18 protein-coding genes are annotated in these 23,139 nt (G+C 55.3%); 9 read left to right on the forward strand and 9 right to left on the reverse strand.

Annotated features, from left to right (window positions below):
• Nucleotides 1-3: 3 nt before the first annotated feature.
• Nucleotides 4-288, reverse strand: coding sequence for a YdgH/BhsA/McbA-like domain containing protein (locus tag ACMV5I_RS13585; RefSeq protein ID WP_021181721.1), 285 nt, complete (start codon nt 286-288; stop codon nt 4-6).
• Between the two features lie 300 nt (nt 289-588).
• The gene (gene bioH / locus ACMV5I_RS13590; protein ID WP_414824580.1) at nt 589-1,359 is read right to left on the reverse strand and encodes a pimeloyl-ACP methyl ester esterase BioH; all 771 of its coding nucleotides are present in this window, start codon (nt 1,357-1,359) and stop codon (nt 589-591) included.
• A gap of 86 nt (nt 1,360-1,445) precedes the next feature.
• Here bioH and gntX point away from each other — a divergent pair, with 86 nt between their 5' ends.
• Together gntX and nfuA are read left to right on the forward strand one after the other, a co-directional pair.
• Nucleotides 1,446-2,129 carry a DNA utilization protein GntX gene (gene gntX, locus ACMV5I_RS13595; RefSeq protein ID WP_414824581.1) on the forward strand — a complete coding sequence of 228 codons (684 nt, stop codon included), beginning with the start codon at nt 1,446-1,448 and terminating at the stop codon, nt 2,127-2,129.
• A gap of 58 nt (nt 2,130-2,187) precedes the next feature.
• Nucleotides 2,188-2,763, forward strand: coding sequence for a Fe-S biogenesis protein NfuA (nfuA, locus tag ACMV5I_RS13600; protein ID WP_414824582.1), 576 nt, complete (start codon nt 2,188-2,190; stop codon nt 2,761-2,763).
• 72 nt (nt 2,764-2,835) lie between these two features.
• Here nfuA and malQ read toward each other — a convergent pair whose 3' ends face one another.
• Both malQ and malP read right to left on the reverse strand, forming a co-directional pair.
• Nucleotides 2,836-4,917, reverse strand: a complete 2,082-nt coding sequence (gene malQ, locus ACMV5I_RS13605) for a 4-alpha-glucanotransferase (RefSeq protein ID WP_202728345.1) — start codon at nt 4,915-4,917, stop codon at nt 2,836-2,838.
• Nucleotides 4,918-4,926: 9 nt separating this feature from the next.
• Entirely contained in the window at nt 4,927-7,332 is a 2,406-nt protein-coding gene (malP, locus tag ACMV5I_RS13610; RefSeq protein ID WP_202671878.1) for a maltodextrin phosphorylase, read from the reverse strand.
• A gap of 592 nt (nt 7,333-7,924) precedes the next feature.
• Between malP and malT the strand changes: the two genes are divergently transcribed.
• From malT to ACMV5I_RS13635, 5 genes are all read left to right on the forward strand, one after another.
• Nucleotides 7,925-10,639 carry an HTH-type transcriptional regulator MalT gene (gene malT, locus ACMV5I_RS13615; protein WP_021181728.1) on the forward strand — a complete coding sequence of 905 codons (2,715 nt, stop codon included), beginning with the start codon at nt 7,925-7,927 and terminating at the stop codon, nt 10,637-10,639.
• Nucleotides 10,640-11,051: 412 nt separating this feature from the next.
• Complete coding sequence (locus ACMV5I_RS13620) at nt 11,052-12,014, forward strand: autotransporter outer membrane beta-barrel domain-containing protein (protein WP_414824583.1); 963 nt, start codon at nt 11,052-11,054, stop codon at nt 12,012-12,014.
• Nucleotides 12,015-12,128: 114 nt separating this feature from the next.
• On the forward strand, nt 12,129-12,455 hold the full coding sequence (gene glpE / locus ACMV5I_RS13625) for a thiosulfate sulfurtransferase GlpE (RefSeq protein ID WP_021807441.1): 327 nt from the start codon (nt 12,129-12,131) through the stop codon (nt 12,453-12,455).
• Between the two features lie 158 nt (nt 12,456-12,613).
• Nucleotides 12,614-13,450 (forward strand): rhomboid family intramembrane serine protease GlpG, encoded by an 837-nt coding sequence (gene glpG / locus ACMV5I_RS13630; protein WP_024527602.1) that lies wholly within the window; start codon nt 12,614-12,616, stop codon nt 13,448-13,450.
• Between the two features lie 33 nt (nt 13,451-13,483).
• Nucleotides 13,484-14,242, forward strand: a complete 759-nt coding sequence (locus tag ACMV5I_RS13635) for a DeoR/GlpR family transcriptional regulator (RefSeq protein WP_021181740.1) — start codon at nt 13,484-13,486, stop codon at nt 14,240-14,242.
• A gap of 56 nt (nt 14,243-14,298) precedes the next feature.
• On the opposite strand, the gene ACMV5I_RS13640 is transcribed toward ACMV5I_RS13635, so the two are convergent.
• Nucleotides 14,299-14,682, reverse strand: coding sequence for a tautomerase family protein (locus tag ACMV5I_RS13640; RefSeq protein WP_414824584.1), 384 nt, complete (start codon nt 14,680-14,682; stop codon nt 14,299-14,301).
• Nucleotides 14,682-14,990 carry a carboxymuconolactone decarboxylase family protein gene (locus ACMV5I_RS13645; protein WP_021807438.1) on the reverse strand — a complete coding sequence of 103 codons (309 nt, stop codon included), beginning with the start codon at nt 14,988-14,990 and terminating at the stop codon, nt 14,682-14,684. Before ACMV5I_RS13645 ends, ACMV5I_RS13640 begins: the two co-directional genes overlap by 1 nt.
• A gap of 88 nt (nt 14,991-15,078) precedes the next feature.
• On the opposite strand from ACMV5I_RS13645, the gene ACMV5I_RS13650 reads away from it, so the two are divergent.
• Together ACMV5I_RS13650 and glpD are read left to right on the forward strand one after the other, a co-directional pair.
• A complete protein-coding gene (locus tag ACMV5I_RS13650) occupies nt 15,079-15,975 on the forward strand; it encodes a LysR substrate-binding domain-containing protein (RefSeq protein ID WP_414824609.1) in 897 nt (298 codons plus the stop codon).
• A 291-nt stretch (nt 15,976-16,266) separates the two neighbouring features.
• On the forward strand, nt 16,267-17,775 hold the full coding sequence (gene glpD / locus ACMV5I_RS13655) for a glycerol-3-phosphate dehydrogenase (protein ID WP_065684000.1): 1,509 nt from the start codon (nt 16,267-16,269) through the stop codon (nt 17,773-17,775).
• A 96-nt stretch (nt 17,776-17,871) separates the two neighbouring features.
• On the opposite strand, the gene glgP is transcribed toward glpD, so the two are convergent.
• The 3 genes from glgP to glgC all read right to left on the reverse strand — a co-directional run bounded on the left by glgP (nt 17,872) and on the right by glgC (nt 23,137).
• Nucleotides 17,872-20,319: a glycogen phosphorylase gene (glgP, locus tag ACMV5I_RS13660; RefSeq protein ID WP_414824585.1), complete on the reverse strand. Its 2,448-nt coding sequence runs from the start codon at nt 20,317-20,319 to the stop codon at nt 17,872-17,874.
• A gap of 24 nt (nt 20,320-20,343) precedes the next feature.
• Nucleotides 20,344-21,777, reverse strand: a complete 1,434-nt coding sequence (gene glgA / locus ACMV5I_RS13665) for a glycogen synthase GlgA (RefSeq protein WP_414824586.1) — start codon at nt 21,775-21,777, stop codon at nt 20,344-20,346.
• An 82-nt stretch (nt 21,778-21,859) separates the two neighbouring features.
• A complete protein-coding gene (gene glgC, locus ACMV5I_RS13670; RefSeq protein ID WP_024482770.1) occupies nt 21,860-23,137 on the reverse strand; it encodes a glucose-1-phosphate adenylyltransferase in 1,278 nt (425 codons plus the stop codon).
• Nucleotides 23,138-23,139 lie beyond the last annotated feature (2 nt).

Genomic DNA, 23,139 nt, shown 5'->3' on the forward strand with positions numbered 1-23,139 from the left:
AGATTATTGCTTGTCTTTATACACGTCAGCTACGGCGCTGAACTTGCCATGCTCACGGGCAGCCAGCACGACATAATATTGGCCCCCTTTCTCATCGGCCAGTTTGGACAATTCATCTTTCAAGTCCATCGGATCGGTGGCCTGTGCAGTTGAAGACACGGTGCCAATTTTCTCATACTTGCCTGGGTTCTTATCCAGCTCGTCCTTAGTTAGCAAGGTTGCAGCCATCGAACCGAAAGACACTGAACCTACAATCAACGCCGCAACGATCATCTTCAATGATTTCATGACAATACCTCTCAATGGATAAATTGGATTTTTATGAAAGCGACTAACAACAAATGCGTCATCGAGCTTGGCTACTGCGACGTCTAACAGCTTCGTTGCTTTCCCTGACGAAGCTCCCTCTGCCCAGAAACAAATCGCCAAGGTGAAGATTGATAAGCCCACATTCACCTTGTAGCCACGCATTTACCCCTTCAAGTATCGAACAGGTTTAGTTTTTATCCACTTATTGGTTAAAAATTTACCGCCGTTTTGTGCTTTTATAATCTGTAATCAATGAGATATCGCCGCAAGACCGCGCCATTACTCGGTTGCAACAAATTGATTAATAATGTTAGCGAATGCTTCGGGGTGAGAGATAAACGGCGCATGGGCCGCTTTGGCGATCACCTCCGAGGTGGAGTTCGGCCACAATTCGTCCAGCAGGCTAGCCACTTTGCGCGGCACCAGCCCGTCGAGGTAACCATAAATACGCAGTACCGGCATCGTCAGTGTCGCCATGGATTGGCGTTGATCTACTGTGCGTAGCATCTCTAGGCCGCCGTTAAGCACCTCAACGCCCGGCATCGGCTGATTGAGCACTACGGCTTTCAACTGGCGTGCATCCTGACGAGCGCTTTCCGTGCCCAGCGTTTGCAGTGCCAGAAAGCGTTCCACGGTGCGCTGGAAATCATGGCTGAGCTGCTGCTGGAAGCCACTGAGCACCTCAGGGCGGATCCCCGGCCACGGATCGTGTGCCGTAAAGCAGGGCGAAGAAGCCACGGTGATCAGCCCGGTTACCCGCTCAGGCTGCATAAGGGCAATCTGCCCGGCGACCAGCCCACCAAGGGACCACCCCAGCCAATACGCATGCTTGGGTGCGGCGGCCAGCAGTATCTCCGCCATCTCCGTTAACGAGACGGCACCATAGCCCTGGCTGCGGCCATAGCCAGGCAAGTCCACCAGGTGTAGGCGAAAATGCGGAGCCAATCGCTCCATCGTGCAACCCCAGACCTCGGCATTCAGTCCCCATCCGTGCAGCAGCACAAGATCGCGATCGCCTTCACCTAAGGTTTGCCAATACAGCTCTGTCATCAGTTATTGTCCTTACTCGTCGCCTTCCAAGCGGTAGCGTTTTGCACGACTCGAAATTCATAGAGTATTAAAAAGGGGAGGTGACTATGCTACCAATCCACAGCCGCTGTTGGCTATGCCGGCAACCATTACGGCTGATGCAGCAGGGCATCTGCAGCTACTGCCTGCGTAAGTTGCCCGCCAAACCTTGTTGCTGCCCAGTTTGCGGTTTGCCCAGTGGCGATCCCCATCAGCCTTGCGGACGATGTCTGCAAAAGGCGCCCCCTTGGCAAGCCTTGGTATTTGTTTCGGATTATCGCCCGCCCATCAGCACCCTGGTGAAAAATTTCAAATTCCAGCAGACACCCGCACTGGCTCCCACTCTGGCTCGTTTGATCCTGCTGCATTGGCTGCAAGCGCACCGAGAGCAACATCTGAACAGACCGGAGGTGATTTTAGCGGTACCCTTGCAGGATAAACGCTGCTGGCGGCGTGGCTATAACCAAAGCGAGCTGTTGGCCCTGCCACTGGCCCGCTGGTTGGGCTGCGAATATCGCCCTGCGGCATTACGCCGCATCAGGGCAACCGCGCCACAACAGCAATTGATAGCGCGCCTACGGCGGCGTAATCTGCGTGGTGCTTTCCGTTGTGATGAGAACCTGGCAGGGAAGCATGTGGCATTGCTGGATGATGTGGTTACCACTGGCAGCACCATGGCAGAAATCGCTACACTATTACAGAAGCAAGGCGTCGCATCGTTGCAGATTTGGTGCGTTTGCCGCACGTTGTAGTACCACGGCAATGGGCGTATTATAACCTACTATAGAAGTCAACTATTGAGCTAATGCTATGATCCGTATAACAGATGCTGCACAGGAACACTTTGCCAAGCTGTTGGCAAGCCAAGAAGAAGGCACCCAAATCCGCGTATTCGTGATCAATCCGGGTACGCCGACGGCCGAATGCGGTGTCTCTTATTGCCCGCCAGACGCGGTGGAAGCGACAGATACCGAACTCAAGTTCGAAAAGCTGTCCGCTTACGTCGATGAGCTGAGCGCGCCTTATCTGGACGACGCTGAAATCGACTTCGTCACCGATCAGCTCGGCTCACAGCTGACGCTGAAAGCGCCGAACGCCAAAATGCGCAAAGTGGACGACAATGCGCCACTGATGGAGCGCGTAGAATACGTGCTGCAATCGCAGATCAACCCGCAGCTGGCTGACCATGGTGGCCGTGTGACGCTGATGGAAATCACCGACGACGCGCTGGCCATCCTGCAGTTCGGCGGCGGTTGCAACGGTTGTTCAATGGTCGACGTCACGCTGAAGGAAGGGATCGAGAAAGAGCTGCTGCAAAAGTTCCCGGAACTGAAAGGCGTGCGCGATCTCACCGAGCACCAGCGCGGCGAACACTCCTACTACTGATAACTATCAGGGCGCAATTCCGTTTTGCGCCCTGCCTATCTCCATCGGGGTCGGTAAACCGCCCCGATGCATTTAGCCTACCGAAACCTTTCTGCGTCGCTTATCCAAATCCTTCAATAAACGGTTGACCTCAGCATCGTCAAACATCGCTTCCAAGGTCTGGCTCAGCTTGCGCCGCCAGTTCGGGTACTGATCGCTAGTGCCGGGAATATTGACCGGTTCCGCCATATCCAGCCAGTCTTCCGGTTGTAGGCCCAGTAACGCGCTGGCGCTGTCTGCCACATAGCGTTGCAAACCCCGGTTCAGCAGCGGGCTCATGTTCAACAACGAGGCTTTCTTGCCGACCTTTTGCGGCACGCAGCCATAGCGATGCAACCCATCCAGTAACCCCTGCTTGGCCCGTTCACGATCGGCAAACAGCTCTTTGAGCACTTCCGCATCCGGGTATAACCCCAGTTGCTTGCCGAGCGTCAGATCGCCGCTTTGCCAATAGCCACGCAGCGTAGGCAGATCGTGGGTGGTAATGGTCGCCATTGCCTGCACCGGATAAGACTGCGGCGCACGGAACTGCTTCTCCGCATCGTGCTCGAAATACAGTACCTTGTAGGAATAGACGCCGCTATCACGCAGTTTGCCGACGATCTCCACCGGCACGGTCCCTAAATCTTCCCCAATCACCATGCAACGATGACGCTGACTTTCCAAGGCCAACAGCGCCAACAGATCGTCAACCGGGTATTTCACATAGGCGCCGTGATCGGCCGTTTCACCATAAGGGATCCACCATAAACGCAGCATCGCCATCACGTGATCGATACGCAAGGCGCCACAGCTGGTCATATTGGCCCGCAGCAAATCGATGAACGGTTGATACCCACGTGCCACCATCACATGCGGATCCATCGGCGGCAGGCCCCAGTTTTGCCCCAGCGGCCCGAGAATATCCGGCGGAGCACCCACCGAGGCTTGCATGCAATACAGCTCGCGTTCACACCAGGTTTCCGCCCCGCCCTCTGCCACCCCGACCGCCAGATCGCGGTACAGGCCAATCGGCATCTGGCACTGCTGGCTTTGGCCGAAGCACTCGGCAAACTGGCTGGCCGCCAACCATTGCAGCCACAGGTAGAAGGTAACCTCATCCTCATGCTGCTTACAGAAGGTTTCCACTGCCGGGCTATTGCCCTGCTGATACTCCTCCGGCCAGGCTGGCCATCCCCACATAGTGCTGTCTTTAGCACTGAGATGAGCATGTAACGCGTCGAACGTTGCCTGCTGATACAGGCTGCTGCCCCCTTCGCCGACGAAGCGTTCAAATTCCTGCTTCAGCGCATCCTGCGGCTTGCGGGCCTGGAAATGCGGGAAAGCCAGCTTCAACGCCGCCAGCTTCAACTGCGTTACCGTGCTGTAGTCCACCAGCTCACTACTACGCGCTTTGGCCAACAGCTTCTGCGTCGCGGCCTTCTGCCACCATTTTTGCGCGGCCTGGCTGAGCTGGAAATCCTCCACCACGTTGACGTCGATATACACCACGTTCAACCAGCGGCGCGAAGACGGGCTATAAGGGCTGGCGCTTTCCGGGCTGGCCGGATACAGCGCGTGGATCGGGTTGAGCCCGATAAAGGCGCCGCCGCGTTCCCCCACCTCACCGACCATCGCCCGCAGATCGCCAAAGTCGCCAATCCCCCAGTTACGCTCGGAACGCAGCGTGTAGAGCTGTACGCAGGCTCCCCACAGCTTCTTGCCGGTCAACAAGGCATCCGGCTCGTAGCAACGCTTGGGGGCAACAATCAGCCGGCAGGCCCATTGCTGCTCCCCCTGTGACAAAGTGAGCTGGTGATAACCCAGCGGTAACTTGCCCGGCAGGGTCAAGGTTTTGTGCGCACTGGCACGGCCTTCTTGCTGGCTACCATCCTCGCGCAACAATACCCACTGAAACTCGCCTTCTCCCCCCAGCGGCAGCGCCACCGGGTTGCCATGATAAAAGACTTTAACCAGCGGCAAGGGAGCCGTTGACGGCTGCAACGACGCGGGGTTCATCGCCGCCAACAACTTGCGTTTGGTTTCTGGCGAAATTGCCTGCCGTTGGCCGTGGGCATTGATGTAATCGGCAGCAATCCCAGCCTGGGCTGCTACCTGATCGATACCTTTACTCATTCGCACTCCTTAACGCTTGGCTTGCCAAATGCGTTGCTGATAGTCACGGATCGAACGATCAGAGCTGAACATGCCTACGCGCGCGGTGTTAAGGATAGTGCGGCGCGTCCATTCGTCGCGGTCACGATACAGTTTGTCTACCTGCCGTTGAGCTTCGCAGTAGGAAGCAAAGTCCGCCAGCACCAGATACGGATCGCCACCTTCCAACAGGCTGTGCAGCATCATATCGAATGCGTGCTTGTCACCGTGACTGAATGCGCCGCTGGCCAGTTCGTCCAGGATTGCCTTCAGGTGCTTGTCTTTCTTGCGATAGCTCAGCGGATCATAACCCTTGGCCAACAGCGCTTTAACCTGCTCCACGGTGTTGCCGAAAATAAAGATGTTGTCCTCGCCGACCTGCTCGGCGATCTCGACGTTGGCTCCGTCCAGCGTGCCAACGGTCAGTGCGCCGTTCAGCGCCAGCTTCATATTCCCGGTGCCCGACGCTTCTTTACCGGCGGTGGAGATCTGCTCGGAAATGTCCGCCGCCGGGATCATCAATTCAGCGACGGAAACGCGGTAATCAGGGATGAAGGCCACTTTCAGACGATCTTTGACGATCGGATCGTTATTGATCTTCTCTGCGGCCTGGTTGATCGCATAGATGATGTTCTTCGCCAGGTAGTAGCCCGGTGCGGCTTTGGCACCAAACAGGAATACGCGTGGCACGATGTCCAGGTTCGGGTTATCCCGCAGTTGGCGATACAGAGAAAGAATGTGCAGCAGGTTCAGGTGCTGGCGCTTGTACTCGTGCAGACGTTTGATCTGCACGTCGAAGATTGCGTCTGGATTGAGCGTCAGCCCCATTACGCTGTGCACGTAGTTGGCCAGGATCACCTTGTTATCACGCTTGATCTGCTGATACTTCTCGCGGAATGCGGCATCTTCAGCGTATTTTTCCAGCCCCTTCAGCGCATCAAGATCGTTGGCCCACTCCACTTTCAGGGTGGTATCGATCAGGCCCGACAATGCCGGGTTACACTGCTTGAGCCAGCGGCGCGGCGTAATGCCGTTGGTAACGTTGTGGAATTTGTTCGGCCACAGCTGGTGATATTCCGGGAACAGATCTTTTACTACCAGATCCGAGTGCAGCTGGGCCACACCGTTCACCGCAAAGCCGCTGACCACGCACAGGTTGGCCATGCGTACCTGCTTGTTGTGGTGTACTGCCAGCTTGGCCCACACCGCCTCATCGCCCGGCCAGTGTTGATCTACCAACCGCTTAAAGTTGGCATTGATCTGCTTGATGATGGAGAAGTGGCGCGGCAGCAGGCTGCGGACCAGTTTCTCATCCCAGCACTCCAGGGCTTCCGGCATCAGGGTGTGGTTGGTATAGGCAAAGGTCTTGCTGGTGATCGCCCAGGCCGCATCCCAATCCAGTTGGTGCTCATCGAGCAGAATACGCAGTAGCTCTGGAATGGCGATGGTTGGGTGGGTATCGTTGAGTTGGATCACTTCGTACTTCGGCAACTCTTCAATCTTGCGCCCGGCCAGATGGTGCTTACGCAGAATATCGGCCACTGAGCAGGCACACTGGAAATACTGCTGCATCAGGCGCAGGCGTTTGCCTGCCTGATGGTTGTCATTCGGATAGAGCACCTTGGTCAGCTTGGCAGCTTCTACGCCCTGCTTTTCCGCCTGCAGGAATTTGCCGTCGTTGAAATCCCCCAGGTCGAATGGATGACTATGCGTTGCCTGCCACAGGCGCAGCGGCTGGGTGACCCCGTTACGGAAGCCCAGCACCGGCAGATCCCAAGCTTCCCCACGCAGGGTAAACTCCGGGTGCCACAGCTCGCGGCCATCGGCCAGTTTCTCGATCTTGCCACCAATCCCGACATCCACCGCCAACGCAGCATTATGGCGGAACCACGGGTAGCTCTCGCGCTGCCAGTTATCCGGTGCCTCTTGCTGATGGCCCTCTTTGAACGACTGACGGAACAGCCCATATTGATAGTTCAGCCCATAGCCGGTAGCCGGTTGCTCCACCGTAGCCATCGAGTCCAGGAAGCAAGCGGCTAAACGCCCCAGACCACCGTTACCCAACGCCGGATCGGTTTCCTGCTCCAACAGATCGGCCAGTTTGACGTCCTGCTCTGCCAACGCCGCCTCAACGGTGTCATACCAGCCAAGGTTGATCAGGTTGTTGGCCGTCAGGCGGCCAATCAGGAATTCCATCGAGATGTAGTTTACATGGCGCAACGACTTGCTGCTTTTACGCGGCGCAGGCTGCGCGGCCAGCTGTTCGGCGAGAGCGGCACTCACGGCCTCCCACCATTGATGCTGAGTCATCTGCTGTGCGGAGCTGAGGCCAAAACGCTGCCACTGACGAGTCAGTGCAGCCAGAAAAACGTCCTTTTTGAGCATAGGCTGTGACATAGGTAAAACTCTCTATCCGGTGTACCCGTCGTCTTTCAAGCGGCAACTTGAGTTCCATTGGGTAGTAAATGGGCCAATTTTTTCACTATCGTGCCGGGGAGAACCCGCAATGGCATCATCCCGCCTGGGGGTTAGCTGGGGAGGAGGATTGGGGCGTAGCTGAAACTGTGATCTCAGGCACTTTTTAAGCCCCCTTGCGTGCGGTAAGAAAGCCCATCGATATCACCGGTGAGCATAAAATCGACGGCAAACCTCAGGACGTTAGCACAGTTATGATAGCTGATGAAGTTTTGTACTTGTCCACTAACAGCCGAAAAACAGGGTAATTTCTGAGGGTAATCAGGCGCGATGTAAAGCGCAGTTAGAGCGGAACCCGGGGCAAACATAAAAAAGTGTGATCAATAGCAATTTAACTTCAAGCCAAAGCGCAAGCTTGTTGCATTACCGTTGACGATGTTCGAAGTTAAAGAGGGGGATTAATTACGAGCTACAAAATAATTAACTCAACCCGGTCCCGAGACAGGAACACGGTGAAATGAATCCTTCGGGCAGTCCTTCGGCGGCGGGAACCGCACTTTACACCTGGAATATTATGCTGATCCCATCAAAACTGAGCCGTCCGGTACGGCTGCAAAATACCGTGGTACGCGATCGTCTGCTGGCGAAGCTGGCCGGTGCGGCGAACTATCGCCTGACATTGGTCAATTGCCCGGCAGGCTACGGTAAGACCACGCTGGTGGCACAATGGGCTGCGGGCAAATCAGATCTGGGGTGGTACTCCCTGGACGAGAGCGACAACCAGCCGGAGCGCTTCGCCAGCTATCTGATCGCCGCGCTGCAACAGGCCACCACTGGCCACTGCGTGAAAAGCGAGGCACTAAGCCAGAAGCACCAATACGCCAACCTTTCGGCGCTGTTTGCCCAGCTGTTTATCGAGCTGTCTGACTGGCACCAGCCGCTGTACCTGGTGATCGACGATTACCACCTGATCACCAATGACCAGATCCATGAAGCGATGCGTTTCTTCCTGCGCCACCAGCCAGAAAACCTGACGCTGCTGATCCTTTCCCGCACCCTGCCTCCCCTGGGGATTGCCAATCTTCGCGTACGCGATCAGCTGTTAGAGCTGAGCACGCGCCAGTTGGCTTTTAATCATCAGGAGGCGAAACAGTTCTTTGACTGCCGCCTTACCTCCCCGCTGGAGCACAATGACAGCAGCCGTCTGTGTGACGAAGTGGAGGGCTGGGCAACCGCCTTGCAGCTAATCGCGCTCTCCGCCCGTCAATCCACCTCTTCCGCTCAGCAATCTGCCAAACGTCTGGCCGGGCTGAACGCCAGCCACCTGTCCGATTATCTGGTGGATGAGGTGCTGGATCGCGTTGATGCCGATGCCCGCGCGTTCCTGTTGCGCTGCTCGGTACTGCGTTCGATGAACGACGCGTTGATCGTTCGCCTGACCGGAGAAGACAACGGCCAGCAGCGCCTGGAAGAGCTTGAGCGCCAGGGCCTGTTTATTCACCGTATGGACGACACCGGCGAATGGTTCTGTTTCCATCCGCTGTTTGCCTCGTTCCTGCGCCAGCGTTGCCAGTGGGAATTGGCGCTGGAACTGCCAGGCCTGCACCATGCGGCGGCGGAAGGTTGGCTGGCGCTCGGGTACCCGGCGGAAGCCATTCACCATGCGTTGGCAGCCAGCGATGTCAGCATGTTACGCGATATCCTGTTGCAACATGCCTGGTCGTTGTTCCATCACAGCGAACTGGCCTTGCTGGAAGAGTGTCTGAATGCCCTGCCGTACGAACGGCTGATCCAGAACCCGAAACTGGCCCTGCTGCAAGCCTGGCTGGCACAAAGCCAGCATCGTTACAGCGAAGTGAATACCCAGCTGGAACGCGCCGAACAGGCCATGCTCCAGCAAAAGATCGTCATTGACCAGACTCTGCATGCTGAATTTGACGCGCTGCGTGCTCAGGTGGCGATCAACGCCGGTAAACCGGAAGAGGCCGAACGCCTGGCCACCGAGGCGCTGAAATTCCTGCCGCTATCCAGCTATTACAGCCGCATAGTGGCCACCTCGGTCACCGGTGAGGTTCACCACTGCAAGGGAGAACTGGCACGCGCGTTGCCCATGATGCAGCAAACCGAACAGATGGCTCGCCGCCATCAGGCTTATCACTATGCGCTGTGGGCGCTGTTGCAGCAGAGCGAAATTCTGATCGCACAAGGGTTCCTGCAAGCCGCCTATGAAACGCAGGATAAGGCCTTCGAACTGGTGCGTGAACAGCATCTGGAGCAGTTACCGATGCACGAATTCCTGCTGCGCATTCGCTCGCAGGTACTATGGTCGTGGTCACGGTTGGACGAAGCCGAAGAAGCGGCACGTGAAGGGCTGAAGGTGTTGGCTAACTACCAGCCGCAGCAACAGTTGCAATGCCTGGCGATGTTGGCGAAATGCTCGCTGGCGCGTGGCGATCTGGATAATGCCAATGCTCACCTGCTGCGCAGCGAAGTCCTGCTGCATGGCTCGCAGTATCACCGAGACTGGCTGACCAATGCCGATAAACCCAGGGTGATCCACTGGCAGATGACCGGGGATACCACCGCAGCGGCCAATTGGCTGCGCCATACCGAAAAACCGGGGATGGCCAACAACCACTTTATGCAGGGGCAATGGCGTAATATCGCCCGCGTGCAGATCCTGCTTGGGCAGTACGAAGAAGCCGAAGTGGTGTTGGACGAGCTGAACGAAAATGCCCGCCGCCTGCGGTTGGTGAGCGATCTCAACCGTAATCTGCTGCTCAGTAACCACCTCTACTGGCAGATGGACCGCAAAGTGGATGCCCAGCGCGCGCTGATAGAATCGCTCTCGCTGGCTAATCGCACCGGGTTTATCAGCCACTTTGTGATCGAGGGAGAGGCTATGGCGCAGCAGTTGCGTCAACTGATCCAGCTCAACACGCTGCCGGAGATGGAACAGCATCGCGCCCAGCGCATTCTGCGCGATATCAACCAGCATCACCGACACAAGTTCGCCCATTTTGACGAGAACTTCGTTGATAAGCTGCTAACTCACCCACAAGTGCCGGAGCTGATCCGCACCAGCCCGCTGACACAGCGTGAATGGCAGGTGCTGGGCCTGATTTACTCCGGTTACAGCAACGATCAGATCGCCGGGGAACTGGCCGTGGCGGCCACCACCATCAAAACCCATATCCGTAATCTGTACCAGAAACTGGGGGTCGCACATCGGCAGGAAGCGGTGCAGCAGGCGCAGCAGTTGCTGAAAATGATGGGTTATGGCGCATAGTTTAAAAGCAGATCAGTAGGTTAAGCCCGGTGTAGCGCCCCTCACCCTAACCCTCTCCCACAGGGAGAGGGGACCGAACGTGCCACATTTGACAACTGCGTTCGACCCTAAATCCGTAAGGGGTGACTGTACACAGCTGGTTTCATCTTTACTCCACTGCCTTGCTCTCTATTTTTGTCATTCTGGGTGATTTCCCAAGATGAGCATTAATCCTCCTTTTATTAAGTAACCTATAGTTTAGATAATATATAGAGCCTGATATATCCACCAAATAAATAGGTAGAGCGATATCACCAGCGGTTAATCTAAAGCCCGCCGGTTTTCTCATGACATTATCGTTTCATCTGGGTACTATTGCGGCAAATTTCCATAGGGAGTTGGGATTGTGGCAATAAACAGGAAAACACTTATTGTGGCAGGGATTTATCTTGCCACCTCTCCGGCCATGGCGAGCACGGAAACCCTCATCGATTATAGTTCTCGGCCCGACGCCGGGGTTTATCTGGGGAATCAGGTTGCCGCATCAACGTTATTTTCTCATACCCTGCACCAAAGAAAGACCGCGCCAGGGGACAGTCAATTCTGGATGCGAGTTTCGGGTTATCACAGCAAGGATCTGAGCGCGGGCGATAACGGCTTGCCCGTCGATATGGATCGTCAGGTCTTTATGCTTGGCGGCGATTTGCTGGCCTTGGATAACAACAAAGAAGAGTGGACGGCAGGCCTGATGACCGGCTACGGCCACGCCAAGAGCAGCGCTAACAACGCCACCCTCTCATCCGAAGGTAAAGTCGACGGCTATTCTATCGGCGCTTACAGCACCTGGTATCAGGATAAGAAAAAGCATTCTGGGGCGTATGTGGATACCTGGCTGCAATATGCCTGGTTTAACAACAGCGTGACCTATGCCCAAGGCAAGCAGAATTATGACAGCACCGGCTTTAGCGCCTCGCTGGAAACCGGCTATGCCTTGCAGCCTTTTTCAGCACTCGAGTTGATTATCGAGCCACAGCTGCAGATTATTTATAACCGCTTTGATGCCGATAATTATCAGGATCCGGCAGGCGTCTATATTCATCAGGCCGATGCGCCAAACTTTACTTCACGCGTCGGTATTCGCTGGTACAGCGATCAAGACGATTATACTACCGCCTATCTCGCCACCAACTGGTGGCATAATAGTGGCAAGAACACGGTCAATTTTAATGATACGCGGGTAGAATCCAATTCGCTGGATGATCTGTTTGAGGTCAAATTAGGCCTGCATTCGCCTAGTACTTACAACATGCAGCTGTGGTTTGAAGGCGGGATCACCATGGGAGCCAACAGCTACCAGGATTACGGCGGCACCTTGGGTGTGAGCTATCGCTGGTAATAATGCTACGGCTGCAAGACGGCGGGGGTAAAGACCCTGCCGTTGCTCTGGTCTAATACCTGCAGAAATTGGATACAATAAAGACATTATCCCATTACCCGGTATTTTGCAGTTATGGAACAGTTTGAAACGATCGACGTTGTGCAGGCACACCAACGCCTGAAAGACGGTAGCGCCGCACTGGTTGATATCCGCGATCCACAAAGCTTTGAGGCTGGACATACGCCAGGCGCTTTTCATCTGACCAACGCCACCCTGTCCGCCTTTATGCAGCAGAACGAGTTCGATCGCCCAGTGATGGTCATGTGCTATCACGGCAACAGCAGCCGCAGCGCCGCACAGTATCTGCTGCATCAGGGGTTTGACGCGGTTTACAGTATTGATGGCGGCTTTGAGGCCTGGGCCCGCCAGTTCCCACAGGACGTTGAGACTTCCGCTTGATCCCCATTAGGCCGCCTTTCTGGGCGGCCAATTGCTGAATTCTGCACTGTTTTTGTCAGATCCCTTCCCTGCGCTCAGGATTTCAACGGTATAATCAGCCGCCAATGCCATCGGCGGTTTTGCCCGTGGCCAAAGTCATCTACTTAGACGGAAAATCTATGGTTCGAGTGATCGCCGTATCCAACCCTCGCCTGGCGCAGGCCTTTGTCGATTACATGGCAACGCAGGGGGTTGTACTTGAAGTCCGCGCCACGGGCGATGCAGCCGAAATCTGGCTGGCGGACGAGGCCCATCTGGAGCAGGTGCAACACGAACTGCAACAGTTCCTGCTCGATCCGTTTAACCGCCGCTATCAGGCCGCCAGTTGGCAGGCAGGCAGCACCGATGCCGGTCTACAGTATCAACAGTTTTCTTACCTGCAAATCATCCGCAGCAAGGCCGGGCCACTGACGCTGACGGTGATGAGCCTGTGTATTCTGGTCTATATCCTGATGCAGGTGCTGGGCGATGATACCGTCATGTTCTGGCTCTCCTGGCCGCAAAACAGCTCGCAATATGGCCAGCTGTGGCGCTGGGTCAGCCATGCGTTTCTGCACTTCTCGCTGCTGCACATTACTTTTAACCTGATGTGGTGGTGGTATCTTGGTGGTCCGCTAGAAAAACTCCTCGGCACCGGCAAGCTATTTGTGATCGCCGTAGTGTCGGCCTTTTTCAGTGGCTGGGCGCAGTCGTTGTTCAGCGGTGCGCTGTTCGGTGGGCTTTCCGGGGTAGTTTACGCGCTGATGGGCTACGTCTGGCTGAGCGGAGAACGCGCACCGGAACGCGGTTTGAACCTGCCAAGGGGCTTAATGGTCTTTTCCGCGCTCTGGCTGGTGGCCGGTTATTTCGATATTTTAGGAATGTCGATCGCCAATGCGGCACACGTTGCCGGTTTAGTGATAGGGTTATTAATGGCATTCTGGGATACGCGGCATCGCGCGCACAACGAACAATAACAACCAGGCACATCGGTGTATTAGGGGAATATCGTGAAGCAAACACAGCGTCATGACGCAATTATCGAATTAGTGCGCCTACAGGGATATGTCAGTACGGAAGAGCTGGTGGAGCACTTTGCCGTCAGCCCGCAGACCATTCGCCGTGATTTGAATGACCTGGCCGATCAGAACAAAATACAGCGTCATCACGGTGGGGCTGCGTTACCTTCCAGTTCGGTGAACACCGCTTATCACGATCGTAAGGTGATGTGGTCGGAAGAGAAAGCCCGCATCGCCCAACGTGTAGCCAGCCAGATACCGGACGGTGCCACGCTGTTTATCGATATTGGTACCACGCCGGAAGCGGTAGCCCACGCCTTGATGGGCCATAAAAATCTGCGGGTCGTGACCAACAACCTGAACGTGGCCACACTGCTCACCGCCAAGGAGGATTTCCGCCTGATCCTGGCCGGTGGCGAAGTCCGTACCCGTGATGGCGGCATTATGGGCGAAGCCACGCTGGACTTTATCTCCCAGTTCCGCCTTGATTTCGGCATTCTTGGCATCAGCGGCATCGATATGGATGGTTCGTTGCTCGAATTCGACTATCACGAAGTGCGAACCAAACGCGCGATTATCGAAAACTCCCGCTGCGTGATGTTGGTTACCGACCATTCCAAATTTGGCCGTAACGCGATGGTGAACCTGGGTAACATGAACCTGATCGACTATCTGTTTACCGATCAGGCTCCACCGCCTAGCGTGATGAAGATTATCGAACAGTACGACGTACAGCTGGAACTCTGCTGATCGCCCCGCCCCCTCACCAAATGGAGAGGGGGCCTAACGTGCCACAAATTAGCTCATCACCCAGGGCAATACATGCGGCCATTGCTGAAGCTCCAGTCAGCGGCGTTGTTGAACTGAATAATCACCATGACATCATCGGGATGAATATTCAGCCCCCTGTTCAGGCGCTCACTCAGCACACGGTAAAAACTCTGTTTCTGCCCGACGGTACGCGGCTTTCCCGCGATGATCTGAAACAGGATAAAGTTGTCGCTGCGTTCACCACTCTGATAATGCCGGTCAAAAATGCGCTGGCTGGCAGGTAGCGTGTCTATGACCTGAAAACGGTCGTCTGGCGGAACGCCAAACTCCTCCGTCAGGCTCTGGTGCAGAATGTCAGAAATTTTCTGAAGTTGTGTCTCACTGTAGCCTTGGCGAAGTGTAATTCGGCTGAAGGGCATCAGATACTCTCCTCATCAATACAACCGATTGCAGATACTGCGGCCGGCCAGCCTGCATAAAAAGCCAAATGGGTGAACGCTTCAATAATCTCCTGGTGGCTCAGACCATTTTTCCGAGCAAAATCGAGGTGCCACGGTAGTTGTTGCACCCGCCCTAGCGCTGCCAGAGCAGACAATGTTATCAGGCTGCGATCACGCGGGGAGAGCTCACCGCGCTGCCATATATCATCAAAAAGAACCTCCTTGCTCAATTCAGCCAGTTTGGGGGCCAGTCGGGCAAGCATGTCTCGGTCGGTGGATTGGGTCATGGCATTCTCTCCGTATTGACAGTCAGCCCATTCTGGCGCGATAGTCACATCCTGAAAATCGAATTAATCAGGACCAACCATCCTGAATATAAGGATGATAATGAAGAAGCTTTTACCCGCGCTGGATCTGGATGCACTCCGCAGCTTTGTTACCGGCATTGAATGTGGCAGCTTTGCACTAGCGGCAACACGCCTGTCCCGCTCCACTTCCGCCGTCAGCGCCCAGCTGAAAAAGCTGGAAATGCAGTGCAATGCGACATTGGTGATGAAAAAGGGCCGTCATCTGGAACTGACCCCTCAGGGTGAAATGCTGATGGGTTATGCGCGGCGCATGCTGGAGCTAAACGATGAAACACAGCGTGCTCTGAAAGGAGAATTGTTAAAGGGGGAGATAAGCATTGGTATGCAGGAGGATTTTGGTGAATCGCTGATGCCAGGGATCCTCGGCCAGTTCAGGCGCCATCATCCAGAGCTGAAGATCATCGCCAGGGTTGACCGTCAACGTGCGCTGCAAACCGCATTAGACGATAAAACGGTCGATATGGCACTCATGTGGCAGCCAGATGCACAGATACGCGAAGGCCGACGGTTAGGCGAACGCCAGCTAGAGTGGATTTACCATCCGGACCTGGATCTTTCTAGTCTGCTGGCAAAAGGTGAACCGCTACCACTGGTGATGTTTGAAAGCCCGTGCCTGATGCGCTCGCGTGCTACTGCCAGCCTGGATGATGCAGGGATCCCCTGGCGGGTAATGTTTGTCAGCCACAGTCTGAGCGGTATCTGGGCTGCGGTTAAGGCCGGGTTTGGCCTGACCGTGCGCACACGCCTTGGCATGCCAGGAGATCTGCACATAGCGGGCAACCTTCTGCCAACACTCGGAAATCTGGGGATCACACTTGAGCAGACCAAGGCCGACGGTGAGAATCTCACTGCGCGGACCATGCTTGGCCAGTTAATGGAGGAAGCGTTGTCAGGATTGAAATGATACCCATACTTATGTTCATCCTCTTATCCACCCCAGTCGCTTCGTCACCAAAATCAAAAACCTCCTTATATCCACGCCCGCAATGGGCATGGGTTTGCGGCGGATGTGGCTAAGCGAAAGCTGCATCAAATATCCCTTCAATTTGTATACCTACTATCACCAAACTGTTATCTCTATCACGCAAGAATGTTTTTGTTTGGTTAACTCTTGGCTTGCTTGTTGGTTTCCGATTACAATAATGAGCGAAAACGAACATAAAAGAGCTATTTCGAACACCAGGAGGAAGTTAACGTGGAAACCAAAGACTTGATCGTTATCGGTGGTGGTATCAACGGAGCCGGCATCGCAGCCGATGCAGCCGGGCGTGGGCTGTCCGTACTGCTGCTGGAAGCGCAAGACTTGGCCTGTGCTACGTCTTCCGCCAGTTCAAAACTGATCCACGGTGGCCTGCGCTACCTGGAACACTACGAGTTTCGTCTGGTCAGCGAAGCGCTGGCCGAACGTGAAGTGCTGCTGAAACTGGCACCGCACATCGCCTTCCCAATGCGTTTCCGCCTGCCGCATCAGCCCCATCTGCGCCCGGCCTGGATGATCCGCATCGGCCTGTTCCTGTACGATCATTTGGGCAAACGCACCAGCCTGCCAGGCAGTAAGGGTTTGCGCTTTGGACCAGAGTCCGTCCTGAAGCCGGACTTAAAGCGCGGTTTCGAATATTCTGACTGTTGGGTAGACGATGCGCGCCTGGTCGTGCTGAACGCCCAAGCCGTAGCCGAACGCGGTGGCGAAGTGCGCACTCGCACCAAAGTGACCCGCGCCTGGCGCGAAAATGGCCTGTGGATGGTGGAAGCCATCGACGTCGACAGCGGCAAAACCTTTACCTGGCGCGCCAAAGGCCTGGTAAACGCCACCGGCCCATGGGTAAAACATTTCTTCGACGATGGCCTGAAGCTCAAGTCTCCTTACGGTATCCGCCTGATCAAAGGCAGCCATATCGTGGTACCTCGGGCACATAACCAGCCACAGTCTTATATCTTGCAGAACGAAGATCACCGTATCGTATTTGTCATTCCGTGGCTGGACGAGTTCTCCATCATCGGCACCACCGACGTGGAATACCACGGCGATCCGAAAGACGTGAAGATCGACGATAACGAAATCAACTATCTGTTGAAGGTGTATAACGATCACTTCAAAAAACAGCTGGGCCGTGACGATATCGTCTGGACCTACTCTGGCGTACGCCCACTGTGTGATGACGAATCTGACTCACCGCAGGCCGTAACTCGCGACTATACGCTGGATGTGCATGACGAGCAGGGCAAAGCCCCACTGCTTTCCGTGTTTGGTGGCAAACTCACCACCTACCGCAAACTAGCCGAGCATGCGATGGAGAAGTTGGCTCACTACTATCCTGGCTGTGGCCCAGCGTGGACCAAAAACGGTTCCCTGCCAGGAGGCAATATTGACGGCGATCGCGATAGCTATGCCGCTAAACTGCGCCGTCAGCACGGCTGGATGACGGAGTCTCTGGCTCGCCGTTACGCTCGCACCTATGGCAGCCATAGCGAAATTATCCTGGCCAATGCCAATAGCCTGAGCGATTTGGGTGAAGATTTCGGCCATGACCTGTACGAAGCTGAACTGCGTTATCTGGTAGAGAAAGAGTGGGTTGTCGAGCTGGATGATGCCCTGTGGCGCCGTACCAAACTGGGGATGTGGCTCAGCGAAGAACAGCAGGCGCGGGTGAAAACCTGGCTGGCAGAAAATGCCAAACCAAAAGCGTTGTCATTGGCGTCTTGATTGAGCTGTGAGTAGACGGGCGCAGCATGCAGCGCCCCTACGGCATACGGGACGCAACAAGTTAAATTCAAGGGCCGGTGATCCGGCCCTTGACTATTACAGCTTTATCGGTTTGATATTCCAAATCTCGTCCGCGTACTCCTGGATCGTGCGGTCGGAAGAGAAGTAGCCCATGTTGGCGATATTGAGTATCGCGCGTTTGGTCCAGTCGTCCTGATTGAGATACACCTCATCCACCTTATCCTGGGTATCCACATAGCTGCGGTAGTCAGCCAACAGCTGATAGTGATCGCCAAGATTGACCAGTGAATCGAACAGGCTGCTGTAGCGCTTGGGCTCCTCGGGGCTGAACGCACCGGTAGCAATCTGCGTCAAAGCCAGATGCAACTCTTCATCCTGCTCGTAATACTGACGCGGGTTATACCCATCGTGGCGCAGCGCTTCCACCTGATCGGCAGTATTGCCAAAGATAAAGATATTCTCTTCGCCCACGTGTTCCAGCATTTCGACGTTGGCCCCGTCCAGCGTACCGATGGTCAAGGCACCGTTGAGAGCAAACTTCATATTACTGGTACCCGAAGCCTCGGTCCCCGCCAGCGAGATCTGTTCGGAGAGATCGGCCGCTGGAATGATCATCTGGGCCAGGCTCACCCCGTAGTTAGGGATAAACACCACCTTCAAATCATCATGCACTCGCGGATCGTTGTTGATCACCTTCGCTACGTCGTTGATCAAGCGGATGATCTGTTTGGCGGCATAGTAGGCAGAAGCCGCTTTACCCGCAAAGATCACTACGCGCGGTACGCGTTTGGCATCAGGATCCTGCAGCAGACGGTTATAACGCGTGATCACATGCAATACGTTCAGCAGTTGCCGCTTATATTCGTGGATCCGTTTGATCTGTACGTCGAACAACGCGTCGGGGTTCACCACCACGTTGAGCTTTTTGGCGATATACGCCGCCAGCCGCTCTTTGTTCTGCCGTTTGGCAGCCTGTACGGCCTGCAAGAAGCTCGGGTAATCCGCATTCGCTTTAATTTCGCCAAGCTGGCTAAGGTCGGTACGCCAGTTATGGCCAATGCTGTCATCCAGCACTTTAGATAGCGGCCGGTTAGCCAACCCCAGCCAGCGGCGCGGCGTTACCCCGTTGGTTTTATTGCAGAAGCGATCGGGGAATACACGAGCAAAATCGGCAAACAGGGACTGTACCATCAGTTCGGAGTGCAGCGCCGAGACGCCATTCACCTTATGGCTGGCGACCACTGCCAACCACGCCATCCGCACTCTGCGCCCGTTGGTTTCATCAATGATGGAGACCCGTGCCAGCAATTGATTATCACCCGGCACCACTTGCTTAACCTGCTTGAGGAAATGATCGTTGATTTCGAAAATCAGCTGTAAGTGGCGCGGCAGGATCTTGCCCAGCATATCGACCGGCCAGGTTTCCAGCGCTTCGCTCATCAAGGTGTGGTTGGTATAGGAGAATACCTTTTCCACCACTTCCCAGGCATCCAGCCAGCTGAATTTGTGCTCATCAATCAGCAGGTGCATCAGTTCAGGGATCGACAACACCGGGTGGGTATCGTTGAGGTGGATGGCAATCTTGTCGGCCAGATTGTCGAAGGTTTTGTGCATCGTCCAATGGCGGTTGAGGATGTCCTGGGTAGTAGCTGAAACCAGGAAATACTCCTGCCGCAGGCGCAGTTCACGCCCGGAATAGGTGGAGTCATCGGGATAGAGCACGCGCGAGACGTTCTCGGAGTGGTTTTTATCTTCCACGGCGGCAAAATAATCCCCCTGGTTGAACTTACCCAGGTTGATTTCATTACTGGCCTGAGCGCTCCACAAACGCAGCGTGTTGGTGGCATCGGTATCGAAGCCTGGGATCACCTGATCGTAGGCGATGGCGATAATCTCTTCGGTTTCCACCCAGCGGGCCTTCGCCCCTTCCTGCTGTACGCGGCCACCAAAACGCACTTTATAGCGGGTATTGTGGCGCGGGAATTCCCAAGGGTTACCGTATTCCAACCAATAATCCGGCGACTCCATCTGTTGGCCATCGACGATGTTCTGTTTGAACATGCCATATTCGTAGCGGATACCGTAACCCCGGCCAGGCAGCGCCAGCGTGGCCAACGAATCCAGGAAGCATGCAGCCAACCGCCCTAGACCCCCATTGCCCAAGCCAGGATCGTTCTCTTCCTCGAGCAGTTCACTCAGGTTCAGACCCATCTCATCGAGTGCGTCCTCAATATCCTGGTAAATCCCCATCGATAACAGCGCATTCGACAGCGTACGGCCGAGCAGAAACTCCATCGACAGGTAATACACCTGCCGGACATCTTGTGAAAGCTGGGCGCGATTGGATCGCAACCAACGTTCCACCATCCTGTCGCGCACCGCAAACAACACGGCGTTAAGCCAGTCGTGCTGGGTGGCGATAGCCGGATCCTTACCGACAATAAACATCAGTTTATAGGCGATGGAATGTTTCAGCGCTTCAACACTGACCGTGGGTGAGGTGTAACTAAACGGTGAAGTCATAGTAATTCAATCCCAAGTACGTGATTACAACAAGCGTTGATAAAGCGACAGATATTCCTTTGCCGCGACTTGCCAGCCAAAATCCAGACTCATGGCGTGGCGTTGTACGTGATGCCAATGTCTCGGCCTGCTCCAGAGCACCAGAGCACGCCGAATGGCATTGCCCAGGGCAACAGCATTACAATCATCAAACACAAACCCGCTGGCAGTGCCGTCGGCCAAATTCTCCAGCGCACAGTCCACCACCGTATCTGCCAACCCACCGGTGCGGCGCACCAGCGGCAACGTGCCATATTTCAGGCCATAAAGCTGTGTTAACCCGCAAGGCTCAAAGCGGCTGGGCACCAGGATCACGTCCGCTCCGCCGATAATGCGGTGGGAGAAGGCATCGTGGTAGCCAATCTGCACGCCGACCTGTTCCGGATAATCGGCCGCCGCGGCCAGGAAAGCCTGCTGCAATACCGCGTCCCCCGCCCCCAGCAGCACCAACTGCCCCCCTTGTTCCAGCAACGCTGGCAGGGCTTCCAGCACCAGGTCCAACCCTTTCTGGTTGGTCAAACGGCTGACCACTGCAAACAGCGGCAACGATTCATCCACCTGCAGCCCCATGGCTTTTTGCAGATGAACCTTATTCTTGGCCTTGTTTTTCAAGCTGTTGGCGTCATAGCGTGCCGCCAGGCGCGCATCGTGTGACGGGTCCCAAATCTTGTCATCAACACCGTTGAGAATGCCGCTCAATCTCCCCTGCCGTTGCCGCTCCTGAAGCAACCCTTCCATCCCGTAACCAAACTCCGGCTGGGTGATTTCACGCGCATAGGTCGGGCTGACGGCGGTGATATGGTCAGCGTAGTACAGGCCTGCCTTCAGGAAAGACATCTGGCCATAAAACTCCAGGCCATAGATATTCAAGAATGACGATGGCAACCACAGCTCCGCCATATGGTGGGCGGAGAATAGCCCCTGATAGGCCAGATTGTGTACGGTGAAGATCGAGCGTGCCGGGTGGCCATTCGCCGCCAGATAAGCGCAGGCCAGGCCAGCATGCCAGTCGTGAGCATGGACCAGTTTTGGCCGCCAGTAATGATCCAACCCCTTCGCCAGCTCGCAGGCCATCCAGCCCAGCAAGGCAAAACGGCGGTGGTTGTCCGGGTAGGCATACATCGACTGATCGTGGTACGGGCTGCCCGGCCGGTCATACAGCCAGGGGGCATCGATCAGGTAAACGCCCACGCCATGATAGGTGCCATAACGCAGGCCTACGCGCCCGGCAAAAGAGTCGATCTCGGCAACCAATACCGTGTCCGGGATACCGTTGCGCACGTCAGGAAAAGCCGGTAATAGCACCCGAACATCAGCTCCTGCGGCAATCTGCGCCGTCGGTAATGCGCCAACCACGTCTGCAAGCCCGCCGGTTTTAAGCAGTGGGAACATCTCGGAACATACGTGTAAAACCTGCATTATCACTCCTGAAATTCGGTAAAAACGTCTTTACGCAGATAAGGGGCGCGGCTTGCCACGCCCTAGGTTCCGGCCGGAATGGCTACAGTTTTGCCAACATTTCGCGCGTTACCAGCACGATGCCCTCTTCCGAGCGGTAAAAACGCTTGCTGTCTTCCTCGGCGTTTTCACCAATCACCATGCCTTCGGGAATATGGCAGGCGCGATCGATAATGCAGCGACGCAGGCGGCAGGAGCGACCAACGTTGACATCGGGCAGTAATACTGAAGAGTCGATAGTGCAGAAGGAGTTCACCCGCACCTTCGAGAACAGCACCGAATGCACCACCACAGAACCGGAGACAATGCACCCACCGGCCACCAGCGAGTTCATGGTCATGCCATGGCTGCCGGAACGGTCTTGCACAAATTTGGCCGGTGGCAGTGGCTCCATATAGGTACGGATCGGCCAGGAACGGTCGTACATATCCAGCTCAGGCGTTACCGAAGCCAGATCGAGATTGGCGCGCCAGTAGGCTTCCAGGGTCCCGACATCACGCCAATACGGTGGTAGATTCGGACCACATCCCACACAGGAAAGCGTAAATGGATGCGCCCAGGCAGCACCCTGCGCGGTAATTTTTGGGATCAGATCCTTACCGAAATCGTGAGTGGAGTCAGGGGTCGACATATCCTCTTCCAGCAGTTGGAAGAGGTAGCTGGCGTTGAAAATATAGATGCCCATGCTGGCGAGTGACATATCCGGGTTGCCAGGCATAGCCGGCGGATTGTCTGGCTTCTCCAGGAATTCGAGGATCAGATCGTTATCGTCCACCTTCATCACGCCAAACTCGCTGGCTTCCTTGCGCGGTACCGGAATACAGGCCACCGTGCACTGCGCCCCTTTCTCGACGTGGTCGATCAGCATGCGCGAGTAGTCCATTTTATAAATATGGTCACCTGCCAGGATCACCACGTATTCCGCTTCATAGCGGCGAATGATGTCGAGGTTCTGGTAGACCGCATCCGCGGTGCCTTTGTACCAATGTTCGGTGCTGAGGCGCTGCTGGGCAGGCAGCAGATCGACGAACTCGTTCATCTCTTCGTTCAGGAACGACCAGCCCCGCTGAATATGCTGCACCAGCGTATGGGAATGATACTGAGTGATCACCCCCATACGACGGATCCCTGAGTTCAGGCAGTTGGACATGGCAAAATCGATGATGCGGTACTTGCCACCGAAGTGAACGGCTGGCTTGGCGCGGGTAGAGGTTAAATCTTTCAAACGCGAGCCACGGCCGCCTGCCAATATCAGGGCAACGGATTTATTCGGCAGTTGGCGCGCCAACATCAGAGGGTCTTTATTTTCGTGCTTAACCATAA

The sequence above is a fragment of the Serratia sp. T13T92 genome (assembly GCF_047530105.1).
GTDB classification, from domain to species: domain Bacteria; phylum Pseudomonadota; class Gammaproteobacteria; order Enterobacterales; family Enterobacteriaceae; genus Chania; species Chania fonticola.